The following is a 25,052-nucleotide window of genomic DNA, read 5'->3' as shown; positions in this document are numbered from 1 at the left end:
GGACGATGATAACCCCGCCTGGCGGCGCGCGCCGCCAAAAGCCGCGCTCCCGCCAGGGCTAACGGCGCAGGCCGCTACGCGCTCAGGGCCGGGCGCGGGCGGCGGGCTGGGACGCCGCCGGTTTCGCTTCGGATTTGGCTTCGGCCTTGCCCGCAACCGGTTTGCCCTGCGCCGGCTTGGCCGCCGTCTCGCCCTGCCCGGCCTGCGAACCCGCCCCTCCCACCTGCAGGCCTGCCTCTTGCAGGGCCTGCGCCTTCTTCGGGCCGATGCCGCGCACTCGTTCAGCCAGGTCGTTCAAGGATTCGAACTTGCCGCCCCGCTCGCGTTCCTTGATGATTATTTCCGCCATGCGCGGGCCGATGCCCCGGACACCTTCGAGCTGCTGGGCATTGGCCTGATTGAGGTCCACCGCGTGCGCCAGCGGCGCGGCCAGGCCCAGGCCCGCCGTTACCAGCAGCGCGCCCAAGGCCTGCCGCAAAGGCCGCGGCCGGGCGCCGGAAGCAAGGGCGGCGCGCGCCCTGCGCCATCTGGCAAAGGGCGCCGGGTGGGCGGCGGCGGATTGAAGGAATGGATTCATGGATGATCTCCCTGGAGTCTGGCGCAACGGCTGTCACGCACGCTCAGATCATGCGGGCGGCGCGCTCTGTCACGGAGGCCCTGTGAATGGAAACATCCGCCCCGGCAAACCGCCAGACGAAAAAAAGCCACCGCGGACGGTGGCTTTCTTCTATGCACGGCGCCTGTGCAGACTTACTTGCGGGCGCGCCAATAACGCACGTACTCGGTAACGCCGGTCCGCACATCGCGCATCGGCGCCTGGAACCCTGCCGCGCGCAGGCGCGTGACGTCGGCCTGCGTGTAGCTCTGATAGCGCCCTTTCAGGTCGTCCGGGAACGGGATATAGCGGATCAGATCCAGTTCCACCAGTTGCGCCAGCGTCAGCTCGGCTTCGCCGCGCTCCGCGCGCAGCGCATTGACCACGCCGGCCGCCACATCGTTGAAGGGCTGCGCGCGGCCGGTGCCGCAATTGAAGATTCCGGATTGCTCGGGGTGATCCAGGAAATGCAGGTTGACCGCGACCACGTCTTCGACGGAAATGAAGTCGCGGCTCTGGCCGCCATCCACGTAGCCGTCCCAGCCCGCGAACAGGCGCACATGCCCATGCTCCAGGAACTGGTTCATGTTGTGGAACGCCACCGAGGCCATGCGGCCCTTGTGCTGTTCGTGCGGACCGTAGACGTTGAAGTAGCGCAGGCCCACGACCTGTGCGGTCAGGCTGTCCATGCGCTGGCGCAGGACCTGATCGAACAGCAGCTTGGAATAGCCGTAGACGTTGAGCGGGCCTTCATTGGCAGGGTCTTCCACGTAGATCGAGGAACCGCCGTAGACCGCCGCCGACGAGGCGTAGAGGAACGGAATGCGGCGCTCCTGGCAGAACTCGAACAGCTCCAGCGTGACGCGGTAGTTGTTGTCGAGCATGTAGCGGCCGTTGCGCTCGGTCGTGTCCGAGCACGCGCCCTGGTGCAGCACGGCGCGCACTTCGCGCAGGCTGCCGTCGAGGACGCGGCGGCGGAAGTCGTCCTTGTCCATGTAGTCCGCGATCTGGCAATCGACCAGGTTGACGAACTTGTCGCCTTCGGTCAGGTCATCGACCGCGATGATGTCCTTGATGCCGCGGCGGTTGAGCCCGCGCACCAGGTTGCTGCCTATGAAGCCCGCGGCTCCGGTAACGACGATCATGAGAGTTCTCCTGCCAATTCCGCAGCGGTGACGATGGACGTGCCGAGCTTGCCCACGGCGATGCCGCCGGCCTTGTTGGCCCAGCCCATCGCGTCGACCCACGGCAGATCGATGGCGCGCGACACGGCCAGCGTCGCCAGCACGGTATCGCCCGCGCCGGACACGTCGAAGACTTCGTGCGCCTGCGCGTCGATGTGGTCGCGTCCCGCGTCGGTAAACAAAGTCATGCCCTGCTCGGAACGCGTCACGAGCAAGGCTTCCAGATCCAGGTCGGCGCGCAGGCGCTGCGCGCGATCGGTAAGTTCGGCCTCGGAACTCCAGCGGCCCACGGCCTCCTGCATTTCCGAGCGGTTGGGGGTGACGAGCGTCGCCCCGCGGTAACGGGTGTAATCGTGGCCCTTCGGGTCCACCAGCACCGGCACGCCGGCGTTGCGGGCCAGGGCGATCAGCGATTCGACCCGCGCCAGCACGCCCTTGGCATAGTCGGACAACACGACGATGTCGTGGTTGGCCAGGTGGCGCGCGAATGCGGCATCGACGTTATCCAGCGCGGGCTGTGCCGGATGCTGTTCGAAGTCCACGCGCAGGAGCTGCTGCTGGCGGCCCAACACGCGCATCTTCAAGGTCGTGTGCAGGGACGGATCGGCGACCAGCTCGGCCTGTATGCCGGCTTCGGCGGACAAACGCCGGACGCTGTCGCCGGCCTCGTCTTCGCCCAGCACGCCGACCAAGGTCACGTGGCCGCCCAGGGCCGCCACGTTGCGCGCGACGTTCGCCGCGCCGCCCAGGCGGTCTTCGCGGCGCGCCACGCGCACCACGGGTACCGGCGCTTCCGGCGAAATGCGTTCGACTTCGCCGAACCAGTACCGGTCCAGCATCACATCGCCCACCACTAGGACGCGGCTATGCGAAATGGCTTCGGCGGGAAATGCATTCATTCAAGTTCTTCCAAGCGGCGCGGCGCGTAGGTTTCCCAGGCATTGCAGCCGGGACATTGCCAGTAAAAGCGACGCGCCTGAAATCCGCAACTGCGGCAGGCGTAGCGGTCCAGCCGCTGCGTATGCTTGTGTATCAGGCTGCGCAACAGCGTCAGGTCGGCGCCCGGCACCGGCGCCTGCTCGGCGCCGCTTTCCGGATTGGCCAGCTCGGCCTCCAGCAGTCGGTCCAGCCCCAGCAGCGACGGATGGCTGCGCAGCGCGTTGCGGGCAAATGCCCATGACGTCGCTGCGCCCTGCTGGGCGCGCAGCTCGCGGAACAGCACGTTGAACAGGTCCAGCGACGCGTGGCGCGCATACTGCTTCTGCAGCACGTCGAGCCCGGCCGCTTCCTGATTGGCGGCACGGTAGTTCGCCAGCACCTGCTCGGCGACCAGGCCGGCGTACTCGGGAGCGTCGGTCATGATCGACTCCAGGTACAGGCGTTCGCGCTTCGGGTCCTGTTCGATCAGGGCCAGACGGGCGCGCAGCATCGCGGTGCGCACCATGGCGCCCTTGCTCGACGCCGGATCGATGGTCGACAAGGCATGGTCGGCGGCATCCAGCGCCTTGTGGGCCGCGTCGATATCGGCAGGCTTGGCCGACAGCGCGGTCTGCGCCTGTTCGCAGTAATAGTGCACAAGCTGCGGCACCGGCTCGTCGACCAGGCCCTGCAGCGTCTTCACGGCTTCGATGGCGCGCGGCCAGTCGTGTTCCGATTCGTAGATCCGGATCAGCGAACGCAGCGCGGGCAAGGCGTAGCGGGTGTCCTTGAGCTGCTCGAAGCCGTTTTCGGCGCGATCCAGCATGCCGGCCTTGAGAAAATCCTGCGCCAGCTCGTGCTGCGCATGCTCGCGTTCGGCGGCGGGCAGGTCGGAACGGTTCAGGAGGCTTTGGTGCACGCGGATGGCGCGCTCCATTTCGCCCCGGCGGCGGAACAGGCTGCCCAGCGCGAAGTGCAGCTCGGTGGTTTCCGGGTCCAGCTTGGCCACTTCGACGAAGGCGTCGATGGCGCGGTCCGGCTCTTCATTGAGCAGGAAGTTCAGCCCGCGGAAATAGGAATCGGGCAGGCTGCGGGTTTCCCGCAGCATTTGCCGGATATCGAAGCGCGCGGCCAGCCAGCCCAGCGCGAACAATACCGGCACGAAAATCAACCACCAAGGTTCAAAATCCACTATGCGGGCTCTTGCGGTAATTCAGTGCGGAAAGGGATTCAGTGCTGGCGCAACGGCATCACAGCGGCGACATCGGGGCCACGGCCTCCGGCGGCACGGCGGGCGTGGTGCCGGCCACGGCGGCCTGGACACGGTCCAGCTCGCGGCGCAGGCGCATGGCTTCGCGGCGGCGGCGCATGGCGGCGGGCACGGTCAGCAACAGGCCGAACAAGGCGCCCAAGACGAACACGACCAGCATCACGACGATGAGGGGCACATCCTGCACCACGTAATCGGCGTAGAACTTCACGGCGACCGGATCCGTGTTTTTCAACGCAAACATCAGAACTGCAACAAACACGAGCAATCGCAGGGCCCAGACTAGGTAGCGCATGGCGCATGCTCCAAAGAATTCAAGACTATCAATTGTAAGCGACGGATCCCTCCTGGCGCCAAAAAACAAAGCCCCTTGATTGCTCAAGGGGCTAGGTTCTCGGTCCGATCCGCCCGAAGGCGGCCTTACTGCCGTGCCGTCAATGCATGGCGTGCAGACTCACCATCGACGGCATCGGTTCACTCGATCCAGAGGATTGAGCGTCCTCGTCATTGCCGCCGGCCAAGTCCACCCGCTCGCGCAATTCCTTGCCCGCCTTGAAGTGCGGCACCTGTTTGCCAGGCACCAGCACCTGTTCGCCGGATTTCGGATTGCGACCGATGCGGGGAGACCGCTGCGACAACGAGAAGCTGCCAAAACCGCGGATCTCGATGCGCTGACCCGAGGCCAGGGCCTGGGTCATTGCGTCGAGCACGGTCTTGACCGCGTAATCGGTGTCGCGGGCGGCCAGCTGAGGATAGCGGGCCGCCAAGGCGGCGATCAGCTCCGACTTGGTCACGAATTAACCGTCGTTGCGCTGTTGGTCCAGCTTGGCCTTCAGCAGCGCGCCGAGGTTGGTGGTGCCGGACGAAGCGCTGGCGTCGGACATGCGCTGGATCGTTTCGGCGGTTTCGGCGTTGTCGCGGGCCTTGATCGACAGCTGGATCGAACGCGTCTTGCGGTCGATGTTGACGATCATGGCTTCGATGTTCTCGCCGGCGGTCAGAACGGTGGTGGCGTCTTCAACGCGGCCCGAGGAGATCTCGGAAGCGCGCAGGTAGCCTTCAACGTCCACGGACAGCGTGACAACAGCGCCCTTGGCTTCGACCGACTTGATGGTGCCCGGAACAACGGCGCCCTTGTCGAAGGTGGCAACGAAGTTGTTGAAGGGGTCGCCTTCCAGCTGCTTGATGCCCAGCGAGATGCGTTCCTTGTCGGTATCGATGCCCAGAACCACGGCTTCGATCTCGTCGCCCTTCTTGAAGTTGCGCACGGCTTCTTCGCCGGTTTCCGTCCACGACAGGTCGGACAGGTGAACCAGGCCATCGATGCCGCCGGGCAGGCCGACGAACACGCCGAAGTCGGTGATCGACTTGATGGCGCCGCGGACCTTGTCACCACGCTTGAAGTTGGTGGCGAACTCTTCCCACGGGTTCTGGCGGCACTGCTTCATGCCCAGCGAAATGCGACGACGGTCTTCGTCGATTTCCAGGACCATGACTTCGACTTCTTCGCCCAGGGTCACGACCTTGCGCGGATCGACGTTCTTGTTGGTCCAGTCCATTTCGGAGACGTGCACCAGGCCTTCGATGCCGGCTTCGACTTCAACGAACGCGCCGTAGTCGGTCAGGTTGGTGACCTTGCCGAACAGGCGGGTGCCTTGCGGGTAGCGGCGAGCCAGGCCCACCCACGGATCTTCGCCCAGCTGCTTGACGCCCAGGGAGACGCGGCTCTTTTCCTGGTCGAACTTGAGCACCTTGGCTTCGACTTCCTGACCCACTTGCAGGACTTCGGAGGGGTGACGCACACGGCGCCAGGCCATGTCGGTGATGTGCAGCAGGCCGTCGATGCCGCCCAGGTCCACGAACGCGCCGTAGTCGGTGATGTTCTTGACCACGCCCTTGACCACAGCACCTTCGTGCAGGGTTTCGAGCAGCTTCTGGCGCTCTTCGCCCATGCTGGCTTCCAGCACCTGGCGACGCGACAGAACGACGTTGTTGCGCTTGCGGTCGAGCTTGATGACCTTGAATTCGAGGGTCTTGCCTTCGTACGGGGTGGTGTCCTTGACCGGACGCAGGTCCACCAGCGAACCCGGCAGGAACGCGCGGATGCCGTTGGTCATGACGGTCAGGCCGCCCTTCACCTTGCCGGTGATGGTGCCGGTAACCAGTTCGCCGTTTTCCAGGGCCTTTTCCAGTTGCAGCCAGGCCGACAGGCGCTTGGCGCGGTCACGCGACAGGATGGTGTCGCCGTAGCCGTTTTCCAGGGAATCGATGGCCACCGAGACGAAATCGCCAGGTTGCACTTCGAGCTCGCCCTGGTCGTTCAGGAACTCTTCCAGGGGGATCAGCGCTTCGGACTTCAGGCCGGCGTTGACGACGACGAAGTTGTGGTCGACGCGCACGACTTCGGCGCTGATGACCTCGCCGGACTTCATGTCCTGGCTCTTGAGGCTTTGTGCGAAAAGGTCGGCGAAGCTTTCGCCGCCGGTGGCGGTAGTGGAAACGGAAGACATGGGGTTGAAATCCATTGGGCCGAAATGGCCGTTAAAAACACACCGCAGCGGATTGCCCGCCACAGTGGAGTCAAAATGCCTGCTTGCCGGTTTACCCTTGCGGGGTGTCCCGTGGGGGCTGCGCCTGGCTTGAACAGGGCCGATAAAAAAAACAGAAAACTGCGGAGGATTCGAGGGGAAAGTCCGGGACCGGTACTTCAATCCGCGGCGGCGTTCTTCCAGAAATCCAGTATTGCCTGCACCGTTTCCGCAATCGTCAAATCAGACGAATCCAGTACGTGTGCATCCGCTGCGGGAGCCAAGGGAGCGGTAGTCCGCCCCATATCGCGGGCGTCCCGCTCGCGCATATCCCGTAGGAGGTCATCAAGATTAGCAGAAATTCCCTTTTCGATCAACTGCTTACAGCGCCTCTGCGCCCGCGCGACCACATCGGCGACCAGGAACACCTTCAGGGGCGCATCGGGAAACACCACCGTACCCATGTCGCGCCCGTCCGCAACCAGGCCCGGAGCCAGCCGGAAGGCGCGCTGGCGCTCGAGCAACGCCTGGCGCACGCCCGGGAAGGCGGCCACGCGCGAGGCGAAATTGCCGACTTCCTCGCGGCGGATGTCGTGGCCGACGTCCACGCCTTCGAGGTAGACATGAGGCCCCTCGAAACGCACGTCCAGGGTTTCAGCCACGCGCGCGACGGCGGGTTCGTCCTCGGGGGACAAGCCGCGATTGAGCGCCGCCAGCGCGGTCAGGCGATAGAGCGCGCCGCTGTCGAGCACGGCCCAGCCCAGGGCCTTGGCGACGCGGTGGGCCACCGTGCCCTTGCCGGACGCGGTGGGGCCGTCGATCGTGATGACGGGGACAGTGGAAGAAGTTGCAGGGGAAATCGAAGTCATGGGCGATTCTTCGCTAGGCCGCTACCAGGCCCGCGTAAACATCAAAGTAACCCGGGAAGGTCTTGCTGACGCAGCCCGGGTCGAGGATACGGACGGCCGCCGGCCCGAAAGCCGCCAGCGAGAAGCACATCGCCATGCGGTGGTCGTCCCAGGTGCCGATGTGCGCGTCGCGCCAGGCGTCCTGCGCCGGCGGCGTCACGCGCAGCCAATCCGGCCCCGATTCCACCCGCGCACCCAGCTTTTCCAGCTCGGTCTGCATGGCGTGGATGCGGTCGGTTTCCTTGACGCGCCAGCTGCCGATGTTGCGCAGGCGGCACGGGCCGTCGGCATACAGCGCCAGGGCCGCCGCGGTCATGGCGGCATCCGGGATCAGGTTGAAATCGGTGTCGAAGGCCTTCAGGCGTTCGCCCTGGGCGACGCGCGCGCCCGACACTTCGATCCAGTCGGGGCCGTAGGTCACGGTGGCGCCCATCTCGGCCAGCGTGTCGGCAAAGGCGACATCGCCCTGGATGCTGTCCGCGCCCACGCCGGTCACGCGCAGCGGCCCGCCGCCGATCGCGCCCAGCGCCAGGAAATAGGAAGCCGTCGAGGCGTCGCCTTCGACCGCGATCCGCCCGGGGCTGCGATAGGCGGCCCCGCCGTCGATGACGAAACGGCTCCAGCCGTCGCGCCGCACCTGCACGCCGAAGCGCGCCATCAGGTTCAGCGTGATCTCGATGTAGGGCTTGGAGATGAGCTCGCCCAGCACTTCGATCGTGACCGGCTTGCCGCTGCGGCCGGCTTGCAGCGGCGCGGCCATCAGCAAGGCGGTGAGGAACTGGCTGGACACAGAACCCTGCACCCGAGTGACAGCATCCGCCGCGATGTCGCCGCGGCCGATGTGCAGCGGCGGATAGCCAGGCTGGCCCAGGTAGTCGATGCTGGCGCCCAAACCCTTGAGCGCATCGACCAGATCGCCGATGGGACGCTCATGCATGCGCGGCACGCCCGACAGACGGTAGTCGCCGCCCATCAGCGCCAGCGCCGCGGTCAGCGGCCGGATCGCGGTGCCGGCATTGCCCATGAACAGGTCGGCGCTTTCCACCGGAAAGCGGCGCACGCCCTGCACCGTGACGCTGCCCGCTTCCAGTTCCGACACCTGCACGCCCAGCTGGCGCAAGGCGCCCAGCATGACGCGGGTGTCGTCGGAGTCCAGCAAACCGGTGATGACCGTGCTGCCCTCGGCGATGGCGGACAGCAGCAGCACGCGATTGGAAATGCTCTTGGAACCCGGCAGGGCAATCACGCCCCGCGCTTGCCGCACGCGCGGCAGATCGAGATAAGGCAAAGCGCCCATGTCAGCTACTCCTTGCGCCAGTTGCGGCGGGCGCGGGCCGCCGTATCCAGCAGCGTCAGCAAAGCCGCGCCATCGCCGTCGGCAATGGCGCGTTCGGCACGGTCCAGCACCGCGCGCACGTCGGCCAGTTCGGCCAGCATCGCATCGCGGTTGGACAGAAAAATATCGCGCCACATTTCGGGCGAACCCGCGGCGATACGCGTGAAGTCGCGAAAGCCGCTGCCTGCCAGCGCCAGGCGCGTGGCGGCGTCGGCGGCCTCGGCCACCTGTTCCATGTATACCGCCGACAGCAGATGCGGCAGATGGCTGACCGAGGCCAGCACCCGGTCATGGGCGTCGGCGTCCATGTCGATCACATCGGCTCCGCAAGCCTGCCACGCGCGGCGCACCAGCTCCAGGGACGACTCGCCGTTCTCGGCCAAGGGCGTCAGGATCACGGTGCGCTTACGGTACAGGCAGGCATCGGCCGCCTCGGGTCCGCTGCGTTCGGCGCCGGCGATGGGATGGCCAGGCACGAATTGCGCGACGCGATCGCCCAGCGCGACCCGCGCGGCCTCGACCACTTCGGCCTTGGTACTGCCCCCATCCGTCAGCACGGTATCGGAACGCAGATGCGCACGCATGCGCGACAGCACGTCGCCCAACCCGCCCACTGGCGTCGCCAGCAGGATCAAATCGGCGCGCGCCGCGGCTTCCTCGGCCGAAGCAGCCTCGTCGATCAAGCCCAATTCAACGGCGCGGGCCAGCGATTGCGCGTTGCGCCCTACCCCCAGCACCCGGCCCACCTGCCCCGCCCGGCGCAAGGCCGCGGCGAAGGATCCGCCGATCAGGCCCACCCCTACGACGGCCAATACAGGAATCAGGGGGCCAGCGGCCCCCTGATCGGATTTCGGTGACGCGTCGTTCATGCGGACAGGATGGCGGTCAGGGCTTCGATGAACCGCTCGTTTTCCTGCGGCAGTCCGATGGACACCCGCAGCCACTCCGGCAAGCCGTCGCCGGCGACCGGGCGCACGATCACGCCGCGCTTGAGCAGTTCCAGGTTGATGCGCGGGGCGTCGCCCACATGCACCAGCACGAAGTTGCCGTAGCTGGGCACGTAGCGCAGCTTCAGGCGCTCGAACGCGGCGCAGAGCTGCGCCTTCCCCGCCTTGTTGGAGGCATAGGCCTCTTCCAGGTAGGCCGTGTCGCGCAGCGCGGCGATGGCCGCGGCCTGCGCCAGCGTATTGACGTTGAAGGGCTGGCGCACGCGATTCAGCAGATCCGTCAGGGCGGGCTGCGCCACCGCGAAGCCCACGCGCAGCCCCGCCAGGCCGTAGGCCTTGGAGAAGGTGCGCGACACGATCAGGTTGGGATAGCGGCGCACCAGCGCGGTGCTGTCGAAGCGGAACTCGGGATCGAGGTACTCGTTGTAGGCCTCGTCCAGCACCACCGTGACGCGATCGCCGTGGGCGGCGTGGACGCGCTCCAGGAAGGCCGCGATCTGGTCGCCCGGCACGAAGGTGCCGGTGGGGTTGTTCGGGTTGGCGATGAACAGCAACCGCGTGTCGTCGGCGATGGCATCGAACATCGCGTCCAGGTCATGGCCATAGTCCTTGGCCGGCACCACGATGTGGCGCGCGCCGCGCGCCTGGGTGGCCAGGCGGTAGACCGCGAACGAATGCTGCGCATAGACCGCCGACACGCCCGGCTCCAGCAGCGCCAGCGCCGCGATTTCCAGGATGTCGTTGGAGCCGTTGCCCAGCGTGACCCAGCTCATCGGCACGCCATAGCGTTCAGCCAGCGCCGACTTCAGGTCGAAGCCGTTGGGATCGGGATAGCGCGCCAGCGACTCGGCCGCGGCCAGCATCGCCTCGCGCGCCGACTTGGGCATGCCCAGCGGGTTTTCATTGGACGCCAGCTTGACGATGCCGGCCGGGTCCAGCCCGAATTCGCGGGCCAGTTCTTCGATGGGCTTGCCCGCCTGGTAAGGCGCGATGGCGCTGACGTGCGCCGGAGCAACGAGGGGCTTGGATGCGGTGGTCATGTCGGAAGGGCTCACGGCGCCGGGTAGGAACCCAGCACTTTCAGGTAGGCAACCTGCGCCTGCAAGGCGGCCAGGGCGCGTTCAACGTTCGGATCATTGCGGTGACCCAGGACGTCCACATAAAAATAGTATTCCCACTGGCCGGTGCGGGCCGGCCGCGACTCGAAGCGCGTCATGGACACGCCGTTGGCCGCCAGCGGCGCCAGCATTTCGTAGACGGCGCCAGCGCGGTTCGGCACGGCCAGGATCAGGCTGGTCTTGTCCTTGCCGCTGACCAGCGGTTCGATGTTGCCGATCGCCAGGAAGCGCGTGCGGTTGTGCGGGTCGTCCTGAATGCCTGCGGCCACGATCTGCAGGTTCCAGGCGGGCGCCGCCACTTCGCCGGCGATCGCCGCGATGCTCGGGTCGCCGGCTGCCGCGCGCGCGGCCTCGGAATTGCTGGACGCGGCCACGCGGGCCACGTCGGGATAGTTGCGCGTGAGCCAGCCCTGGCACTGAGCCAGCGCCTGCGGGTGCGCGGAAATCGTCTTGATGCCGTCCATGCTGCCGGACTGCGACATCAGGCAGTGGCGTATCACCAGCGAACGCTCGCCCAGGATCTTCAGCGGTGTGTTCAGCAGCAGATCTAGGCTGCGGTTGACCGCGCCTTCGGTGGAGTTCTCGACCGGGACCATGCCGACGTCGGCCTGCCCCGCCTCGACGGCGCGGAACACTTCATCGAACGAAGCGCACGGCAGCTTCTGCACGGCGTGGCCGAAATGCTCCTGCGCGGCCTGCTCCGAGAACGAGCCCTGCGGCCCCAGGAAGGCGACCGTCATGCCGCGCTCCAGGCCGCGGCAGGCCGAGATGATTTCGGTCCAGACCGCGGCCACGCCGGTGCTCGGGAACGGGCCGGGATTGGTCTGTTGCAGGCGGCGGATGACCTCGGCTTCGCGCTCGGGGCGCAACACGGGGCCATCGGCATTCGCGGCGTGCTTGGCCTCGCCCACTTCCAGCGCGGCGCTTGCGCGCTGCGTCAGGAGGTCGAGGATCTGGGCGTCCAACGCGTCGATGCGCTGACGCAGAGGGAGCAGCTTGCGCTGCAGATCGTCATCCATAGCGACGCTCGAATTCCTTGAGGTACTCGACCAGCGCCGAGACCCCGGCCAGGGGCACCGCGTTGTAGATCGAGGCGCGCATGCCGCCCACGCTCTTGTGGCCCTTGAGCTGCGTCAGGCCGGCCGCGTCCGCGCCTTGCAGGAAGGCGTCGTTGAGCGATTCGTCGCGCAGCACGAACGGCACGTTCATGCGCGAACGCACGGGTGCGTGGATGGGGTTGCGGTAGAAGCTGGTGCTGTCCAGATAGCCGTACAGCAGATCGGCCTTGGCCTTGTTCGCGGCTTCCATGCCGGCCACGCCGCCATTGGCCTTGACCCACTTGAATACCAGGCCGGCGACGTAGATGGCGAAGGTGGGCGGCGTGTTGTAGCGCGAGTGTTCGGCTGCCACGTTGGCGTAGTCGAACGCGGACGGGCAGATCGGCAAGGCGTGGCCGATCAGGTCGCGGCGCGCGATGACCATGGTCACGCCCGCCGGGCCGGCGTTCTTCTGCGCGCCAGCGTACATCATGCCGCAGCGCGTCACGTCCATCGGACGCGACAGGAAATGCGAGGACGCGTCGACGACCAGCGGCACGTCGGGGGCGCCCAGCGCGGCGGTATCGGGCCAGTCCATGAACTCGACGCCGCCGATGGTTTCATTGCTGCACAGGTGCAGATAGGCCGAATCCTGACGCACTTGCCAGGTATCGACCGGCGGCACCCAGGTCAGCGGCGCCTGCTCGCGGCCATCCAGCTGGATGGCCTGCTCGCTGCTTGCCGCCACATGGGTGCTGCCGTAGCGGCCGGCTTCCTTGTACGAACGCTTGGACCAATGGCCCGTCACGACGAAGTCGGCCGCCGGCGTACCGCGGCGTCCCATGAGATTCATGGGGACGATGGCGTTTTCCCCGGAACCGCCGCCCTGCATGAACATGACGGCGTAATCCGCCGGCAGTCCAAGCAGGTCACGCAGATCGGACTCGGCTTCATCGCAGATCTGCACGAAATGCTTGCCGCGATGGCTCATTTCCATCACGGACATGCCGCTGCCGTGCCAGTCCAGCATTTCCGCAGCGGCTTGCTGCAGCACCACCTCGGGCAAGGCCGAGGGGCCTGCCGAGAAGTTCCAGGGGCGGGCCATTATTGCTCCGTAGGTTCCGTCGAATCCGTCGAGTCCGCAGCGCCGTTGTCGTCGCCGCCATCCGCGTCCTGGCCGTCTTCGCCCAGGTCGCCGTCATCGTCCGCATCGCTTTCCACGACGCGACGCACGCCGGACAGGGAACTGCCGTCGTCGACGTTGATGAGCGTGACGCCTTGCGTGGCGCGGCCCATTTCGCGGATTTCAGAGACGCGGGTGCGCACCAGCACGCCGCCAGTCGTGATCAGCATGATCTCGTCCGAAGGCATGACCAGCACGGCGCCCACGACCTTGCCGTTGCGCGAGCTGGTCTGGATGGCGATCATGCCCTTGGTGCCGCGGCCGTGGCGCGTGTACTCGGTGATCGGCGTGCGCTTGCCGTAACCGTTTTCGGTGGCGGTCAGCACGCTTTGCGTTTCGTCGCCAGCTACGAGCAGCGCGATGACGGTCTGGGTGTCTTCCAGCATCATGCCGCGCACGCCACGGGCGTTGCGGCCCATCGGACGCACGTCGTTCTCGTCGAAGCGCACGGCCTTGCCGGCGTCCGAGAACAGCATGACGTCATGCTGGCCGTCGGTCAGGTCGGCGCCGATCAGGTAGTCGCCGTCGTCCAGGTCCACGGCGATGATGCCGGCCTTGCGCGGGTTGGAGAAGTCAGACAGCGGGGTCTTCTTGACCGTGCCACGCGAGGTCGCCATGAAGACGTAGTGGTCTTCGCTGAATTCCTTGACCGGCAGCACCACGGTGATCTTCTCGCCTTCGGCCAACGGGAACATGTTGACGATGGGCTTGCCGCGCGAATTGCGCGTGCCTTGCGGCACTTCCCAGACCTTCAGCCAGTACACGCGGCCGCGGTTGGAGAAGCACAGCAGGAAGTCGTGCGTGTTGGCGATGAACAACTGGTCGATCCAGTCGTTTTCCTTCATGGCCGTGGCCTGCTTGCCGCGTCCGCCACGCTTTTGCGAGCGGTACTCGGACAGCGGCTGGCTCTTGATGTAGCCGCCGTGCGACAGGGTCACGACCATGTCGGTCGGGGTGATCAGGTCTTCGGTGTCGAGCTCGGTGGCGTTGAGTTCGATTTCCGAGCGGCGCGTATCCTTCGCGCCGGTCGAGAACTCCGCCTTGATGGCCTGCAGCTCTTCGCCAATGATCGTCGTGATGCGCTCGGGGCGCGCCAGGATATCCAGCAGGTCGGCGATGGTGGACATGATGTCCTTGTATTCGCCGACGATCTTGTCCTGCTCCAGCCCGGTCAGGCGTTGCAGGCGCATGTTCAGGATTTCCTGGGCCTGCGTGTCGCTCAGGCGGTACAGGCCGTCGCCCTGGAGGCCGAACTCGGCGCCCAGGTCGTCCGGACGGAAGGCCGCGCGGCCTCCCGGCGTATCGCCGTCGGCGCGCGACAGCATTTCGCGCACCAGCGACGAATCCCACGACTTCGCCATCAGTTCCTGGCGCGCGACCGGGGGGGTCGGCGCCGCCTTGATGATGGCGATGAAATCGTCGATGTTGGCAAGCGCGACAGCCAGGCCTTCCAGCACGTGGCCGCGTTCGCGGGCCTTGCGCAACTGGAACACCGTGCGGCGCGTGACCACTTCGCGGCGATGCTGCAGGAAGTAGTCGATCATCTGCTTCAGGTTGAGCAGGCGGGGCTGGCCGTCGACCAGCGCCACCAGGTTCATCCCGAAGGTGTCTTGCAGTTGCGTGTTCTTATAGAGGTTGTTCAGGACGACCTCGGGAACCTCGCCGCGCTTGAGCTCGATGACCAGGCGCATCCCGTCCTTGTCGGACTCGTCGCGGATGTCCGAGATGCCTTCGATCTTCTTGTCGTTGACGAGCTCGGCGATGCGTTCCTGCAGCGTCTTCTTGTTGACCTGGTAGGGGATCGCGTCGACCACGATGGCCTGGCGGTTGCCCTTCTCCATGTCTTCGAAGTGGGTCTTGGCGCGCATGATGACGCGGCCGCGACCGGTGCGATAGCCTTCGCGCACGCCGGACATGCCGTAGATGATGCCGCCGGTGGGGAAATCGGGGGCCGGGATGAGCTCCATGAGCTCATCGACCGAGCAGCCCGGATTGCGCAGGCAGTACAGGCAGCCGTCGACCACTTCCTGGAGGTTGTGGGGCGGAATGTTGGTGGCCATGCCCACCGCGATGCCCGAGCTGCCGTTGACCAGCAGGTTGGGCAGGCGCGACGGCAACAGCAGCGGTTCTTGTTCGCTGCCGTCGTAATTGGGGCCAAAGTCCACCGTTTCCTGGTCGATATCGGCCAGCAATTCGTGGGCGATCTTGGCCAGGCGGATTTCGGTGTAACGCATCGCCGCGGCGTTATCGCCGTCGATCGAGCCGAAGTTGCCCTGGCCGTCGACCAGCATGTAGCGCATGGAAAAATCCTGCGCCATGCGGACGATGGTGTCGTAGACGGACTGGTCGCCGTGGGGGTGGTATTTACCGATGACGTCCCCGACGATACGCGCCGACTTCTTATAGGCGCGGTTCCAGTCGTTGTTCAGTTCGTGCATCGCGTAGAGCACGCGCCGGTGGACAGGCTTGAGGCCGTCCCGCACATCCGGTAGCGCCCGCCCGACGATCACGCTCATCGCGTAATCGAGGTAACTGCGGCGCATCTCTTCTTCCAGCGATACCGGAAGCGTCTCCTTGGCAAAGGAATCCATATATATAACGACAGAATCGTGTAAGGAGGAACCCGGGCCGGGTAAACAGGAAATTCTATCATCCGATTCCCGTAGAGGTCAGAAGGCGCTCCCCAAGTAGCGCCTCGACCGGCCGGAGCGGAAGATATGGGGCGGCGACCGACCGCGCGTCCGCCCGCGTCCCGCGGCCCTGTTGTCAAAAACCAACATGGAAAACCGAAGGAGCGCCGAAAACGTCATATCCAGCGCCAATGCGCCTCTCCAGGGAAGCCAAAGCCCCCCAAATGCCTTAAGATTGTTTCCAGCACGCAGGAAACCCAGTAGCTATTCCTTTGAACCAGCTCTTGGCGTTGCTATACTGGCCCCGTTTTCCTGATATGCGGCGGGGGTTCGCTGCGAGTCACTTATCCAGCTTCAAGCTCAACGAGGAGAAACATGAACAAACCCTCCAAATTCGCTCTGGCGCTCGCCTTCGCCGCCGTCACGGCCTCTGGTGTAGCTTCCGCGCAAACCGTGGACAACTGGCGCAACCCGTTCGGTGACGTTTGGAAGAACGGCACGAACGAACTGTGCTGGCGCGATGCATTCTGGACCCCGGCCACCGGCATCCCCGGTTGCGACGGCGTTCCGGTTGCACAACAGAAGGCGAAGCCGGCCCCGATGGCGGCCAAGGTCGTGTTCAATGCTGACACGTTCTTCGACTTCGACAAGTCGACGCTGAAGCCCGAAGGCCGTCAGCTGCTGGACCAAGTCGCCCAGCAAGCTCGCGGTATCGACCTCGAAACCATCATTGCTGTGGGCCACACCGACTCGATCGGTACGGAAGCCTACAACCAGAAGCTGTCCGAGCGCCGCGCCGCTTCGGTCAAGACCTACCTGGTCAGCAAGGGTATCGACCCGAACCGTATCTACACGGAAGGCAAGGGTGAGCTGAACCCGATCGCTTCCAACAAGACGAAGGAAGGCCGCGCCCAAAACCGTCGCGTTGAGATCGAAATCGTGGGTAGCCGCAAGTAATTGCTGGACTAGCTACAATAAGGGGGCCTCGCATAGCGAGGCCCTTTTTTTTCGCCAGCCACGCACCAAAGCGGTGCAGGGCTGCGCCGCCCCTCCCTCGCCCGGCGCGACGGACCCCTCTATATATAGAGTCATAGAGTCGCCTTACGCTGAACCTGCCCATGACTACGCAAACTCACGACACCGCCCGCCCCGCCATCAACGCCGACCAGGCCGAAATCGACAAGTTCGGCGCCCTGGCCAGCCGCTGGTGGGATCCCGAAAGCGAGTTCAAGCCTCTGCACGCCATCAACCCGCTGCGGCTGGAATGGATCCAGGAATGCGCAGGCAGCCTGGCGGGCAAGAAGGTGCTGGACGTGGGCTGCGGCGGCGGCATCCTGTCCGAAGCCATGGCGCGCAGCGGCGCCGAGGTCACCGGCATCGACCTGGCCGACAAGTCCCTGAAGGTGGCTCGCCTGCATGGCCTGGAATCCGGCGTGAAGGTGGAGTACCGCAAGGTTCCCGTAGAGGAACTCGCAGCGGAACAACCCGGTCAGTACGATGTGGTGACCTGCATGGAAATGCTGGAACACGTGCCGGACCCGGCATCCGTCGTGCGCGCCTGCTCGACCCTGGTCAAACCGGGCGGCTGGGTGTTCTTTTCGACGCTGAACCGTAATCCCAAGTCCTTCCTGTTCGCCATCGTGGGCGCCGAATATGTCCTGCGCCTGCTGCCGCGCGGCACGCACAGCTATGACCAGTTCATCAAGCCCAGCGAGCTGTCGGCGGCCGCGCGCGGCGCCAACCTGGAACCGGTCAGCATGCGCGGCATGGAATACAACCCGATCACCCAGATCTACACCCTGTCGTCCGACACCTCGGTCAACTACCTGATGGCTACCCGCAAATGAGCGCCCTGATCCTGTTCGACTTCGACGGCACGCTGGCCGACACCGCCCCCGACCTGGCCGCCGCGGCCAACCGCCAGCGCACCCGCAAGGGCCTGGAACCGATGCCCTACGAGGCCTTGCGTCCGGTCGCATCCCAGGGCGCGCGCGGCCTGCTGCGCGTGGCGCTGGACCTGAAACCGGGCGACGCCGACTACGAGCCCACCCGCCTTCAGTTCCTGGAAGACTACGCCGCCGGCTCGACCGTCCACAGCAAGCTGTTTCCCGGCATCGAAGCGCTGCTGGCGGACATCCGCAGCCGCGGACTGTCCTGGGGCATCGTGACCAACAAGGTCACCTACCTGACGCTGCCCATCGTCGAATACCTGGACCTGACGCGCGACAGCGCGGTCCTGGTCTGCGGCGACACCACGGCGCACGCCAAGCCGCACCCGCTGCCGCTGCAGCACGCCGCGCGCGAAGCCGGCTTCGCCGTAGACCGCTGCGTCTATGTCGGCGACGACCTGCGCGACATCCAGGCCGCGCACGCGGCAGGCATGCCCGCGGTGGCGGCCGCTTACGGCTACGTCGGCGAGGACGACAACATCACGGCCTGGGAAGCGGAAACCTGCGCCAATACCCCCGCGGAACTCTGGTCCGCCATCCATCCGCTGCTGCCCAGCGATCTGCGCTAAGTCTGCACGGCCGGGCCGCCATGCGGCCCGGTTCCGGCCTTTTGGTTGTTCGCAGGAATTAGTTGAGTTACCCGAACAATATTTCCGACACCAGGGCCTTTATCCTGAAACCATAGTCACTTAAAGTGTGACTCATGCAAGGCATGCGGGTGCTTCCCGATTGCCTTTTCCGGCTGATGCCGGCAGTTGTGGCCAGTACCATCCGCCGCCACTGATCCCCGCACCGGCGCCTTTCGGCCCCGATGCTCTGCCCGGCGCTCCGGCCGGCGCACCCCTGACCTTTTTTTAGACCGCCCACAACGCCGCCCGCGCGCCGCCATCCCGCGCCGCGCCAGAGGAATGCCTATGCTATTGCCCATCCTGTTACTTTCCGCCGCCGGCTTCACCATCCTGACGACAGAGTTCCTGATCATCGGGCTGCTGCCCGGCCTGGCCCGCGACCTGGACGTCACCGTGTCCCAGGCCGGCCTGCTGGTATCGCTGTTCGCCTTCACGGTGGCGGCGACCGGTCCGCTGCTCACGGCGCTCATGGCCAATATCGAGCGCAAGCGGCTGTTCATCGGCGTGCTGGTGCTGTTCGGCCTGTCCAACGCCCTGGCGGCCGTCGCGCCGAACATCTGGGTCATGGCCGTGGCTCGCCTCGTCCCTGCCCTGGCTCTGCCCGTATTCTGGTCGCTGGCCAGCGCCACGGCCGTGGAGTTGGTCGGCCCGGCGCGCGCCGGCCGCGCCATCTCCATGGTCGCCTTCGGCATCGTCGCGGCCACGGTGTTCGGCATCCCCATCGGCGTGCTGATTTCCGACGCGTTCGGCTGGCGCGCCGCCTTTGGCGTGCTGTCGGCGGTGGCGTTCGCCAAGGCCCTGCTCTTGCTGTTCGCCTTCCCCAGCACCCGCATCCGCGCCGATAGCGTCAAGCTCATCACGCAACTGCGCATCCTGCGCAATCCGATCGTGGTGGGACATGTGCTGCTGTCGCTGCTGGTTTTCACTGGCATGTTCACGGCCTACACCTACCTGGCGGACATGCTGGAGCGATTGGCCGGCTTCAACGGCCAGATCGTCGGCTGGACCATGATGGCGTTCGGCGCCGTCGGTTTGATCGGCAACACCCTGGGCGGCCGCATGGTCGACCGCAGCCCGCTGGGCGCGACCGCGCTCTTTTCGGCGCTGATGGCGGCCGGGCTGGCCGTGATCGCCCCCGTGATGCAATCGCATGGCCTGCTGGCCATGGCGCTGGGCGTCTGGGGCATTGCGCAAGCCGCCCTCTTCATCGTCTGCCACGTGCGGCTGATGAAATCCGCGCCCGAAGCGCCGGCCTTTGCCGCGTCCCTGAATATTTCGGGCGCCAATACCGGCATCGGCCTGGGCGCCGTGGTCGGCGGGTACGTCATCGACAACTACGGGCTGGCCTCGCTGGGCTGGGCCGCGGCCGTCATCGTCGGCGTCTCCGTGATCCTGGCCTTCGCGCTGATGGCGGCCTCGCGCCCGCGCCGGGAGCCCAAGGCGGCCTGCGCCAACGCCGCCTGACGCCCCGCCTGTATCGTCTGCGCCACGCCCGGGCATGGCGGCGCAGACGATGCAGCAGGCTATGGCGTTTCCCAGTACAATTGATGTTCTTGGGGCCGATCCGGATTCGACGTGGGTCGCGAAACAACTCAGGGCATGCCGAGCACCAGTACGCTCGTTAAACCACTGGAACACTACAAACGCCAACGACGAGCGTTTCGCTCTCGCCGCTTAAGCGGTGAGCCGCTGCACTGATCTGTCCTTGGGTCAGGCGGGGGAAGGCAACTTCCTAGGGGGGCAACCCTCGAACCGCAGCAGCGACATTCACAAGGAATCGGTTTGAACTGGGGTCACACGGTTCAAATTTAAATTACGTGAATCGCTCTGGTCCGGCCTGTCGGTTGGCTAAGTCCAGGGTTAAAACCAAATAAATCGACTACGCATGTAGAACTGGTTGCGGAGGGCTTGCGGACGGGGGTTCAATTCCCCCCGGCTCCACCAAATACCGCAGAAGGCCGGTCTGATTCAAAGTCAGACCGGCCTTTTTTATTTGCCTGCGCCAACCGCGCGCCGGCTACCCCAGGATGTCGCGCTTCTCCTGCTCCAACCACCGCCGCTGTTCCACCAGAAAATCCATCAGCGCCCGTATCTTGGCCGGCATTTGCGCCCGCGACGGCACATAAAGAAAGAATCCCGGAAATGGCTTGCACCACGGCCGCAGGACGCGCACCAGCGTGCCCTCGGCCAGTTGCTGGCGCACGCACAGGTCGATGTGCTGGACCAGCCCTACCCCCTGCACCGCCGCGCGCAGCATGCTGTCGTCGTCGTTGAAGACGGCGTTGCCCTGCGGCTCCAGCACGATCGTGCGGCCCTCGGCATCGGGGGAATTGAACGTCCAGCGGTCTATCGTGCCGCTGGTGGTGTAGCGGTAGGACAGGCAGTTGTGCCGCATCAGGTCGGCGGGCGTTTCGGGGATGCCGTGGCGCTCGAAGTAGGCCGGCGCGCCGACGATGGCCATTTCCAGCATGGGGGTCACCGGCACCGCGACCATGTGTTCGTCCAGGCTTTCGCCCAGCCGGATGCCGACGTCCAGCCCTTCGGCCACGATGTTGGCGAAGCCGTCGTTCATGACCAGTTCCAGCCGCAACTTCGGGTAGGCCGCCAGGAAGCGGGTCATGCCCGGCTCCAGCAACAACCTCGCGGCCGGCCGCGAGGTGTTGATGCGGATCAGCCCGGCGGGCTCGGCGCAGGCCTCGCCCAGTTCGCCGACTGCGCGCTCGATGGACGCGAGCGCGGGCGCAAGCGCATCGAACAGCCGTTGCCCTTCTTCGGTCAGCGACATGTCGCGGGTCGTGCGATGCAGCAGCCGCACGTTCAGCTGCTGTTCCAGCGCCTTCAACTGCTGCGACAGGGCCGCGCGCGACACTTCCATTTCCGACGCGGCCTTGGTGAAGCTGCGATGGCGGGCGATGTGCGCGAACCAGGCGAGCGCGGGGAGTAGCGAAGGCGACATGGGCATATTGGTAAGCATAGCTTAACTCTCATGTCCTTCAATGCGTATTTATCTTAATCAATGGCGCTCCTAAGATGACTCCATTGCATCACTGATCACCCCATCCTCTGGCACACACCGCCCGACAAGGAAACCATCATGACCTCGACCACCATCAAGCACGTCAGCTACCGGAACCTGGGCTGGGACACGGCCGCCGACCTCTACCTGCCGCCGGGTTTCGACGAGAAGAAAAAGTATCCGGCCATCGTCAGCACCCACCCCATCGGCAGCTGCAAGGAACAGACCAGCGGCAATGTGTACGGCGCCGGACTGGCCAAGGAGGGCTTCATCGTCCTGGCCTTCGACGCGAGCTTCCAGGGCGCCAGCGGCGGCGAGCCCCGCTATATGGAGGATCCAGCCATCCGCGTGTCCGACATCCGCTACGCCATCGACTATCTGCAGTCGCTGCCCTATGTGGACGAGAACCGCATCGGCGCGATCGGCATCTGCGGCGGCGGCGCCTATACCATCCACGCCGCCATCACCGACCACCGCATCAAGGCGCTGGCCTCGATCACAGGCGTGAATTTCGGGCGCCTGATCCGGGAGGGTTTCGCCAATTTCGATCCGGTGGCCGCGATCGAGGCCATGGCCAAGCAGCGCACGGCGGAGGCCAAGGGCGCCGCGCCCCACATCATCAATTACCTGCCGGACTCGGTGGAAGCGGGCAAGCAGGCCGGCATCACCGACATCGACCTGCTGGAAGCCACCGAGTACTACAAGACGCCGCGCGGCCGGCAGCCCAATGGCGCGACCAGCGGTTTGTACTCCTTCAATAGCGCCGCGATGGGCTGGGATGCCTTCCTGAACGCGGAAGTGCTGCTGACCCAGCCGCTGATGGTGGTGATGGGCAGCAAGCCGGGCGGCTTCGGCGCCTACCGCGACGGCTGGGAAATCTACGGCCGCGCCGGCTCCAGGGACAAGCGCATGGTGCTGGTCGAAGGCTGGTCGCACTACGACCTCTATGACAAGCCCGAACCCGTGGCGCTGGCCATGGCCGAGCTGGTTCCTTTCTTCAAGCAGCACCTGTAGCCACGCAGCAACGCCGGCCACTGGCCGGCGCTGTGCTCAAGCCTCCAGCCTGAACTGCGGCAAGGTGATTTCGTCCGATACCTGTTCGAAGCACACCCGCACCCGGCTTCCTATCCGGACCGCCTCGGGCGGGCTGTCGATGATGTTTGCCATCATGCGCACGCCTTCGTCCAGGTCGATCATGGCGACGACATAAGGCACTTTTTCGCTCAGGGCCGCGTTGCTCGGGCGCCGGTTGACGGTGTAGGTGTAGACGGTGCCCTGGCCTGCGGAGTCGATCCATTCGATGCTGTCGGACAGGCAGGCCGTGCAGAATTCGCGCGGATAGAACTGGCGCGTCTTGCAGCAGCCGCACTGCTGGATGACCAGGCGGTTGTCCTTCGCCGCATCCCAGTAGGGCTGGGTGATCCGGGTCGGTTGCGGCAGCGGGCGTTGAGCGAGATCCATGGTCAGACTCCGAGTATCAGGGTGGTATTGCAGGAAAAAACCAGGCCGGGCGCATGCACCAAGGCCAGCTCGGCGCGGGGCAGCTGACGCTCACCGCATTCCTTGCGCAATTGGTGCACGGCCTCGAGCAGCAGCAGCATGCCGAACTGGCCGGGATGGTTATAGGACAGGCCGCCGCCCGAGGTATTGATGGGGAAGTCGCCTCCGGGAGCCAGGCGCCCGTCCGCCACGAAGGCCCCGCCCTCCCCGCGCTTGCAGAAGCCCAGTTCCTCCAGCGACTGGATCACGCCGATGGTGAAGTGGTCGTAGATCTGCACCACATCGATGTCGGCGCGCGTGACGCCGGCCATGGCCAGCGCGGCGTCCGCCGTCTGCGCCACATTGGTGTCCAGCCAGTCCGCGGTGTTGAAAGGCGTGTAGTGGTGCGAGAAGGATTCGGCGATGCCCATCACGTAGACCGGCGGCCGCTTGAGTTCGCGGGCGCGTGCCGCGGACGTGATGATGACCGCGCCGCCGGCGTCGGTCACCAGGCAGCAGTCGCGCTGGCGTAGAGGATCGGCAATCATCTTGGACGCCATGACTTCCTCGATCGAGGTGTCCTCGCGGCGGTAGGCCTTGGGATTGAGCTGCGCCCATTTGCGCGCCGCCACCGCCACTTCGGCCAGGTCCTTGTGCGTGGTGCCGTAGCGCTGCATGTGCAGCTGCGCCACCATCGCGTAGTAGCCGATGGGGCTCAGCTGCCCATACGGCGTGATGAACTGCCCGCGCGGCATGCGCATGTCTTCGGGCGTGCCGCCCACTTTGCGTGTGCCGTCCGACAGCTGGGTGCTGCCGTAGGCCACCAGCGCCACCTCGCACATGCCGGCCTCGATGGCGGCCATGGCGTGGCGGATGTGCATGACGCTGGACATGCCGCCCACGCTGGTCGAATCGACGTAGCGCGGCCGTATGCCCAGGTATTCCGCAAGGTGCAGGCCGGCGAACTTGTCGTCCACGTGCGCGAACACGCCGTCGACGTCCTTGAGCGTCAACCCGGCATCGCGCAACGCGCGGGCCGCTGCCTGCGCCTGCAGGTCCAGCGAGGTCATCCCGGGCACTTTCCCCAGGTCGGATTCCGCGGCGCCGACGATGGCGACCGATTTCGAGAGATGCTTGCTCATGTAGGGATCTGTTCCTGTCGAAGTCGAAGAAGAAGGTTCAAAGCGTCCGCGCGATCAGCTCGCGCATGACCTCCGAAGCGCCGCCGTAAATCCGGTTGGGCCGCACGTCGGTGTAGGCGCGGGCGATGGGGTATTCGCGCATGTAGCCGTAGCCGCCGTGGAACTGCAGCAGGTCGTCGATGGCGCTGGTAGCTTCAGAAGCCCACAGCTTGGCCATGGCCGCGCCGCCGGCATCGAGCTCGCCATCCAGGTATTGCTGCACGCAGCCGTCGACGAAGGCGCGGGTGGCGGCGGCCAGGGTCTTGATGTCGGCCAGCTTGAAGCGGATGTGCTGGTTGTCGATCAACGCCTTGTCGAAAGCGCGCCTGTTCTTGGTGTAGTCGACGGTCCATTGCAGCGCGCTCTCCAGCGCCATGGCGCAGCGCACCGCGATCATCAGGCGCTCGCGCACCAGTTCCTTCATCAGATAGCCGAAGCCCTGCCCCGGCTCGCCCAGCATGTCCGCGTCCGGCACGAACATGTCCTGGAAAAATAGTTCGGCCGTGTCCTGCGCCTTCTGCCCGACCTTGTCCAAAAGGCGTCCGCGGGTGAATCCGGGCGTCGCGGTATCGACCCAGAACAGGCTGATGCCGCGGGCGCCGGCGGCGGGATCGGTCTTGGCCACCACCAGCACGCGGTCGGCATGGAAGCCGTTGGTGATGAAGGTCTTCTGGCCGTTGATGACATAACCGCCCTGCGCCTTGGCCGCCGCGGTGCGTATCGCCTTGACGTCGCTGCCCGCGCCCGGCTCGGTCATGGCGATGGACGCCACGATGTCGCCCTGGGCCATGCCGGGCAGGTCGCGCTGCTTCTGGCGTTCGCTGCCGAAGTTCAGCAGGTAGGGCGCGACGATGTCGGAATGGGTGGTGAAGCCGGTGACGCCGGTGGCCAGCGCGCGGGCGATCTCTTCCACCACGATGATGGTGTGCAGGAAGTCGCCGCCGCCGCCGCCGTATTCCTCCGGCGTGCTGGGCAGCAGGATTCCGGCCGCGCCGGCCTTGCGCCACAGCTCGCGCGGCACCAGGCCTTCCTGTTCCCATTGGTAGTGATGGGGCGTGATCTCTTGCGCAATGAAGCGCGCCACCGTGTCGCGGAACAGTTCGTGCTCCGCCGAGAAAAGCTTGCGCTGCGGGTTCATGCGGTC

General features: G+C 65.6%; 23 protein-coding genes and 1 other RNA gene. 6 read left to right on the top strand and 18 right to left on the bottom strand.

The genetic code is table 11. The features are described 5' to 3' along the window. Window positions 1-82: 82 nt before the first annotated feature. From ACM1PE_RS04425 to gyrA, 14 genes are all read right to left on the bottom strand, one after another. Window positions 83-577, bottom strand: a complete 495-nt coding sequence (locus ACM1PE_RS04425; protein WP_419342606.1) for a ComEA family DNA-binding protein — start codon at window positions 575-577, stop codon at window positions 83-85. Between the two features lie 173 nt (window positions 578-750). After that, entirely contained in the window at window positions 751-1,740 is a 990-nt protein-coding gene (gene rfaD, locus ACM1PE_RS04420) for an ADP-glyceromanno-heptose 6-epimerase (RefSeq protein WP_054450903.1), read from the bottom strand. Next, window positions 1,737-2,678 (bottom strand): D-glycero-beta-D-manno-heptose-7-phosphate kinase, encoded by a 942-nt coding sequence (gene rfaE1 / locus ACM1PE_RS04415; RefSeq protein ID WP_118933409.1) that lies wholly within the window; start codon window positions 2,676-2,678, stop codon window positions 1,737-1,739. The genes rfaD and rfaE1 overlap by 4 nt, the downstream gene beginning before the upstream one ends. Beyond that, entirely contained in the window at window positions 2,675-3,889 is a 1,215-nt protein-coding gene (gene lapB, locus ACM1PE_RS04410) for a lipopolysaccharide assembly protein LapB (protein ID WP_059379332.1), read from the bottom strand. The genes rfaE1 and lapB overlap by 4 nt, the downstream gene beginning before the upstream one ends. A 58-nt stretch (window positions 3,890-3,947) precedes the next feature. After that, window positions 3,948-4,262, bottom strand: coding sequence for a LapA family protein (locus tag ACM1PE_RS04405; protein ID WP_013392395.1), 315 nt, complete (start codon window positions 4,260-4,262; stop codon window positions 3,948-3,950). Window positions 4,263-4,401: 139 nt separating this feature from the next. Continuing rightward, window positions 4,402-4,761 (bottom strand): integration host factor subunit beta, encoded by a 360-nt coding sequence (locus ACM1PE_RS04400; RefSeq protein WP_013392394.1) that lies wholly within the window; start codon window positions 4,759-4,761, stop codon window positions 4,402-4,404. 3 nt (window positions 4,762-4,764) lie between these two features. Then, window positions 4,765-6,477: a 30S ribosomal protein S1 gene (gene rpsA / locus ACM1PE_RS04395; RefSeq protein WP_026382780.1), complete on the bottom strand. Its 1,713-nt coding sequence runs from the start codon at window positions 6,475-6,477 to the stop codon at window positions 4,765-4,767. A 197-nt stretch (window positions 6,478-6,674) separates the two neighbouring features. Beyond that, the gene (cmk, locus tag ACM1PE_RS04390) at window positions 6,675-7,364 is read right to left on the bottom strand and encodes a (d)CMP kinase (protein WP_054450894.1); all 690 of its coding nucleotides are present in this window, start codon (window positions 7,362-7,364) and stop codon (window positions 6,675-6,677) included. 13 nt (window positions 7,365-7,377) lie between these two features. Continuing rightward, window positions 7,378-8,700, bottom strand: coding sequence for a 3-phosphoshikimate 1-carboxyvinyltransferase (gene aroA, locus ACM1PE_RS04385; protein ID WP_419342605.1), 1,323 nt, complete (start codon window positions 8,698-8,700; stop codon window positions 7,378-7,380). Between the two features lie 5 nt (window positions 8,701-8,705). After that, window positions 8,706-9,608, bottom strand: a complete 903-nt coding sequence (locus tag ACM1PE_RS04380; RefSeq protein ID WP_419342604.1) for a prephenate dehydrogenase — start codon at window positions 9,606-9,608, stop codon at window positions 8,706-8,708. Next, entirely contained in the window at window positions 9,605-10,726 is a 1,122-nt protein-coding gene (gene hisC, locus ACM1PE_RS04375) for a histidinol-phosphate transaminase (RefSeq protein WP_059375308.1), read from the bottom strand. The genes ACM1PE_RS04380 and hisC overlap by 4 nt, the downstream gene beginning before the upstream one ends. Window positions 10,727-10,737: 11 nt before the next feature. Beyond that, a complete protein-coding gene (gene pheA / locus ACM1PE_RS04370) occupies window positions 10,738-11,823 on the bottom strand; it encodes a prephenate dehydratase (protein ID WP_419342603.1) in 1,086 nt (361 codons plus the stop codon). Then, entirely contained in the window at window positions 11,816-12,946 is a 1,131-nt protein-coding gene (gene serC, locus ACM1PE_RS04365; RefSeq protein ID WP_059374521.1) for a 3-phosphoserine/phosphohydroxythreonine transaminase, read from the bottom strand. Before serC ends, pheA begins: the two co-directional genes overlap by 8 nt. Beyond that, entirely contained in the window at window positions 12,946-15,615 is a 2,670-nt protein-coding gene (gene gyrA, locus ACM1PE_RS04360; protein WP_054450882.1) for a DNA gyrase subunit A, read from the bottom strand. Before gyrA ends, serC begins: the two co-directional genes overlap by 1 nt. A gap of 414 nt (window positions 15,616-16,029) precedes the next feature. Between gyrA and ompA the strand changes: the two genes are divergently transcribed. The 5 genes from ompA (at window position 16,030) to ssrA (ending at window position 20,176) form a co-directional block, all read left to right on the top strand. Then, window positions 16,030-16,611 (top strand): outer membrane protein OmpA, encoded by a 582-nt coding sequence (gene ompA, locus ACM1PE_RS04355; protein WP_013392385.1) that lies wholly within the window; start codon window positions 16,030-16,032, stop codon window positions 16,609-16,611. Window positions 16,612-16,772: 161 nt separating this feature from the next. Further along, complete coding sequence (gene ubiG / locus ACM1PE_RS04350; RefSeq protein WP_118933412.1) at window positions 16,773-17,501, top strand: bifunctional 2-polyprenyl-6-hydroxyphenol methylase/3-demethylubiquinol 3-O-methyltransferase UbiG; 729 nt, start codon at window positions 16,773-16,775, stop codon at window positions 17,499-17,501. Next, a complete protein-coding gene (locus ACM1PE_RS04345; RefSeq protein ID WP_059374526.1) occupies window positions 17,498-18,172 on the top strand; it encodes an HAD-IA family hydrolase in 675 nt (224 codons plus the stop codon). Before ubiG ends, ACM1PE_RS04345 begins: the two co-directional genes overlap by 4 nt. Before the next feature lie 345 nt (window positions 18,173-18,517). Next, on the top strand, window positions 18,518-19,696 hold the full coding sequence (locus ACM1PE_RS04340) for an MFS transporter (protein WP_419342602.1): 1,179 nt from the start codon (window positions 18,518-18,520) through the stop codon (window positions 19,694-19,696). Between the two features lie 91 nt (window positions 19,697-19,787). Then, window positions 19,788-20,176: a transfer-messenger RNA gene (gene ssrA / locus ACM1PE_RS04335) on the top strand. A 73-nt stretch (window positions 20,177-20,249) separates the two neighbouring features. Here ssrA and ACM1PE_RS04330 read toward each other — a convergent pair. After that, complete coding sequence (locus ACM1PE_RS04330) at window positions 20,250-21,206, bottom strand: LysR family transcriptional regulator (protein ID WP_223283432.1); 957 nt, start codon at window positions 21,204-21,206, stop codon at window positions 20,250-20,252. A 120-nt stretch (window positions 21,207-21,326) separates the two neighbouring features. Here ACM1PE_RS04330 and ACM1PE_RS04325 point away from each other — a divergent pair, with 120 nt between their 5' ends. Continuing rightward, window positions 21,327-22,262 carry an alpha/beta hydrolase gene (locus ACM1PE_RS04325; protein ID WP_059374531.1) on the top strand — a complete coding sequence of 312 codons (936 nt, stop codon included), beginning with the start codon at window positions 21,327-21,329 and terminating at the stop codon, window positions 22,260-22,262. A 36-nt stretch (window positions 22,263-22,298) separates the two neighbouring features. On the opposite strand, the gene ACM1PE_RS04320 is transcribed toward ACM1PE_RS04325, so the two are convergent. From ACM1PE_RS04320 to ACM1PE_RS04310, 3 genes are read right to left on the bottom strand one after another with little or no spacing between them, the layout of a single operon-like run. Then, window positions 22,299-22,709 (bottom strand): Zn-ribbon domain-containing OB-fold protein, encoded by a 411-nt coding sequence (locus tag ACM1PE_RS04320; protein ID WP_419342601.1) that lies wholly within the window; start codon window positions 22,707-22,709, stop codon window positions 22,299-22,301. A gap of 2 nt (window positions 22,710-22,711) precedes the next feature. Next, a complete protein-coding gene (locus ACM1PE_RS04315; RefSeq protein ID WP_054450871.1) occupies window positions 22,712-23,869 on the bottom strand; it encodes an acetyl-CoA acetyltransferase in 1,158 nt (385 codons plus the stop codon). Window positions 23,870-23,906: 37 nt separating this feature from the next. Further along, window positions 23,907-25,046: an acyl-CoA dehydrogenase family protein gene (locus ACM1PE_RS04310; protein ID WP_306633608.1), complete on the bottom strand. Its 1,140-nt coding sequence runs from the start codon at window positions 25,044-25,046 to the stop codon at window positions 23,907-23,909. Window positions 25,047-25,052 lie beyond the last annotated feature (6 nt).

The organism is Achromobacter sp. PD1 (assembly GCF_048541815.1).
GTDB classification, from domain to species: domain Bacteria; phylum Pseudomonadota; class Gammaproteobacteria; order Burkholderiales; family Burkholderiaceae_B; genus Achromobacter; species Achromobacter bronchisepticus_A.
Note: the sequence above shows the minus strand (reverse complement) of the source record. Positions and strands in the feature narration are given on the sequence as shown.

Bases quoted from the DNA above. Each gene is read 5' to 3' on its own strand.
- serC (WP_059374521.1), bottom strand. From the start codon at position 12,946: ATGGCCCGCCCCTGGAACTTCTCGGCAGGCCCCTCGGCCTTGCCCGAG.
- ACM1PE_RS04310 (WP_306633608.1), bottom strand. From the start codon at position 25,046: ATGAACCCGCAGCGCAAGCTTTTCTCGGCGGAGCACGAACTGTTCCGC.
- ACM1PE_RS04425 (WP_419342606.1), bottom strand. From the start codon at position 577: ATGAATCCATTCCTTCAATCCGCCGCCGCCCACCCGGCGCCCTTTGCC.
- ACM1PE_RS04330 (WP_223283432.1), bottom strand. From the start codon at position 21,206: ATGCTTACCAATATGCCCATGTCGCCTTCGCTACTCCCCGCGCTCGCC.
- ACM1PE_RS04380 (WP_419342604.1), bottom strand. From the start codon at position 9,608: ATGAACGACGCGTCACCGAAATCCGATCAGGGGGCCGCTGGCCCCCTG.
- rfaE1 (WP_118933409.1), bottom strand. From the start codon at position 2,678: ATGAATGCATTTCCCGCCGAAGCCATTTCGCATAGCCGCGTCCTAGTG.
- ACM1PE_RS04320 (WP_419342601.1), bottom strand. From the start codon at position 22,709: ATGGATCTCGCTCAACGCCCGCTGCCGCAACCGACCCGGATCACCCAG.
- rfaD (WP_054450903.1), bottom strand. From the start codon at position 1,740: ATGATCGTCGTTACCGGAGCCGCGGGCTTCATAGGCAGCAACCTGGTG.
- ACM1PE_RS04345 (WP_059374526.1), top strand. From the start codon at position 17,498: ATGAGCGCCCTGATCCTGTTCGACTTCGACGGCACGCTGGCCGACACC.
- pheA (WP_419342603.1), bottom strand. From the start codon at position 11,823: ATGGATGACGATCTGCAGCGCAAGCTGCTCCCTCTGCGTCAGCGCATC.
- ompA (WP_013392385.1), top strand. From the start codon at position 16,030: ATGAACAAACCCTCCAAATTCGCTCTGGCGCTCGCCTTCGCCGCCGTC.
- hisC (WP_059375308.1), bottom strand. From the start codon at position 10,726: ATGACCACCGCATCCAAGCCCCTCGTTGCTCCGGCGCACGTCAGCGCC.
- gyrA (WP_054450882.1), bottom strand. From the start codon at position 15,615: ATGGATTCCTTTGCCAAGGAGACGCTTCCGGTATCGCTGGAAGAAGAG.
- rpsA (WP_026382780.1), bottom strand. From the start codon at position 6,477: ATGTCTTCCGTTTCCACTACCGCCACCGGCGGCGAAAGCTTCGCCGAC.
- cmk (WP_054450894.1), bottom strand. From the start codon at position 7,364: ATGACTTCGATTTCCCCTGCAACTTCTTCCACTGTCCCCGTCATCACG.
- ACM1PE_RS04405 (WP_013392395.1), bottom strand. From the start codon at position 4,262: ATGCGCTACCTAGTCTGGGCCCTGCGATTGCTCGTGTTTGTTGCAGTT.
- ACM1PE_RS04315 (WP_054450871.1), bottom strand. From the start codon at position 23,869: ATGAGCAAGCATCTCTCGAAATCGGTCGCCATCGTCGGCGCCGCGGAA.
- ACM1PE_RS04340 (WP_419342602.1), top strand. From the start codon at position 18,518: ATGCTATTGCCCATCCTGTTACTTTCCGCCGCCGGCTTCACCATCCTG.
- ubiG (WP_118933412.1), top strand. From the start codon at position 16,773: ATGACTACGCAAACTCACGACACCGCCCGCCCCGCCATCAACGCCGAC.
- aroA (WP_419342605.1), bottom strand. From the start codon at position 8,700: ATGGGCGCTTTGCCTTATCTCGATCTGCCGCGCGTGCGGCAAGCGCGG.
- ACM1PE_RS04325 (WP_059374531.1), top strand. From the start codon at position 21,327: ATGACCTCGACCACCATCAAGCACGTCAGCTACCGGAACCTGGGCTGG.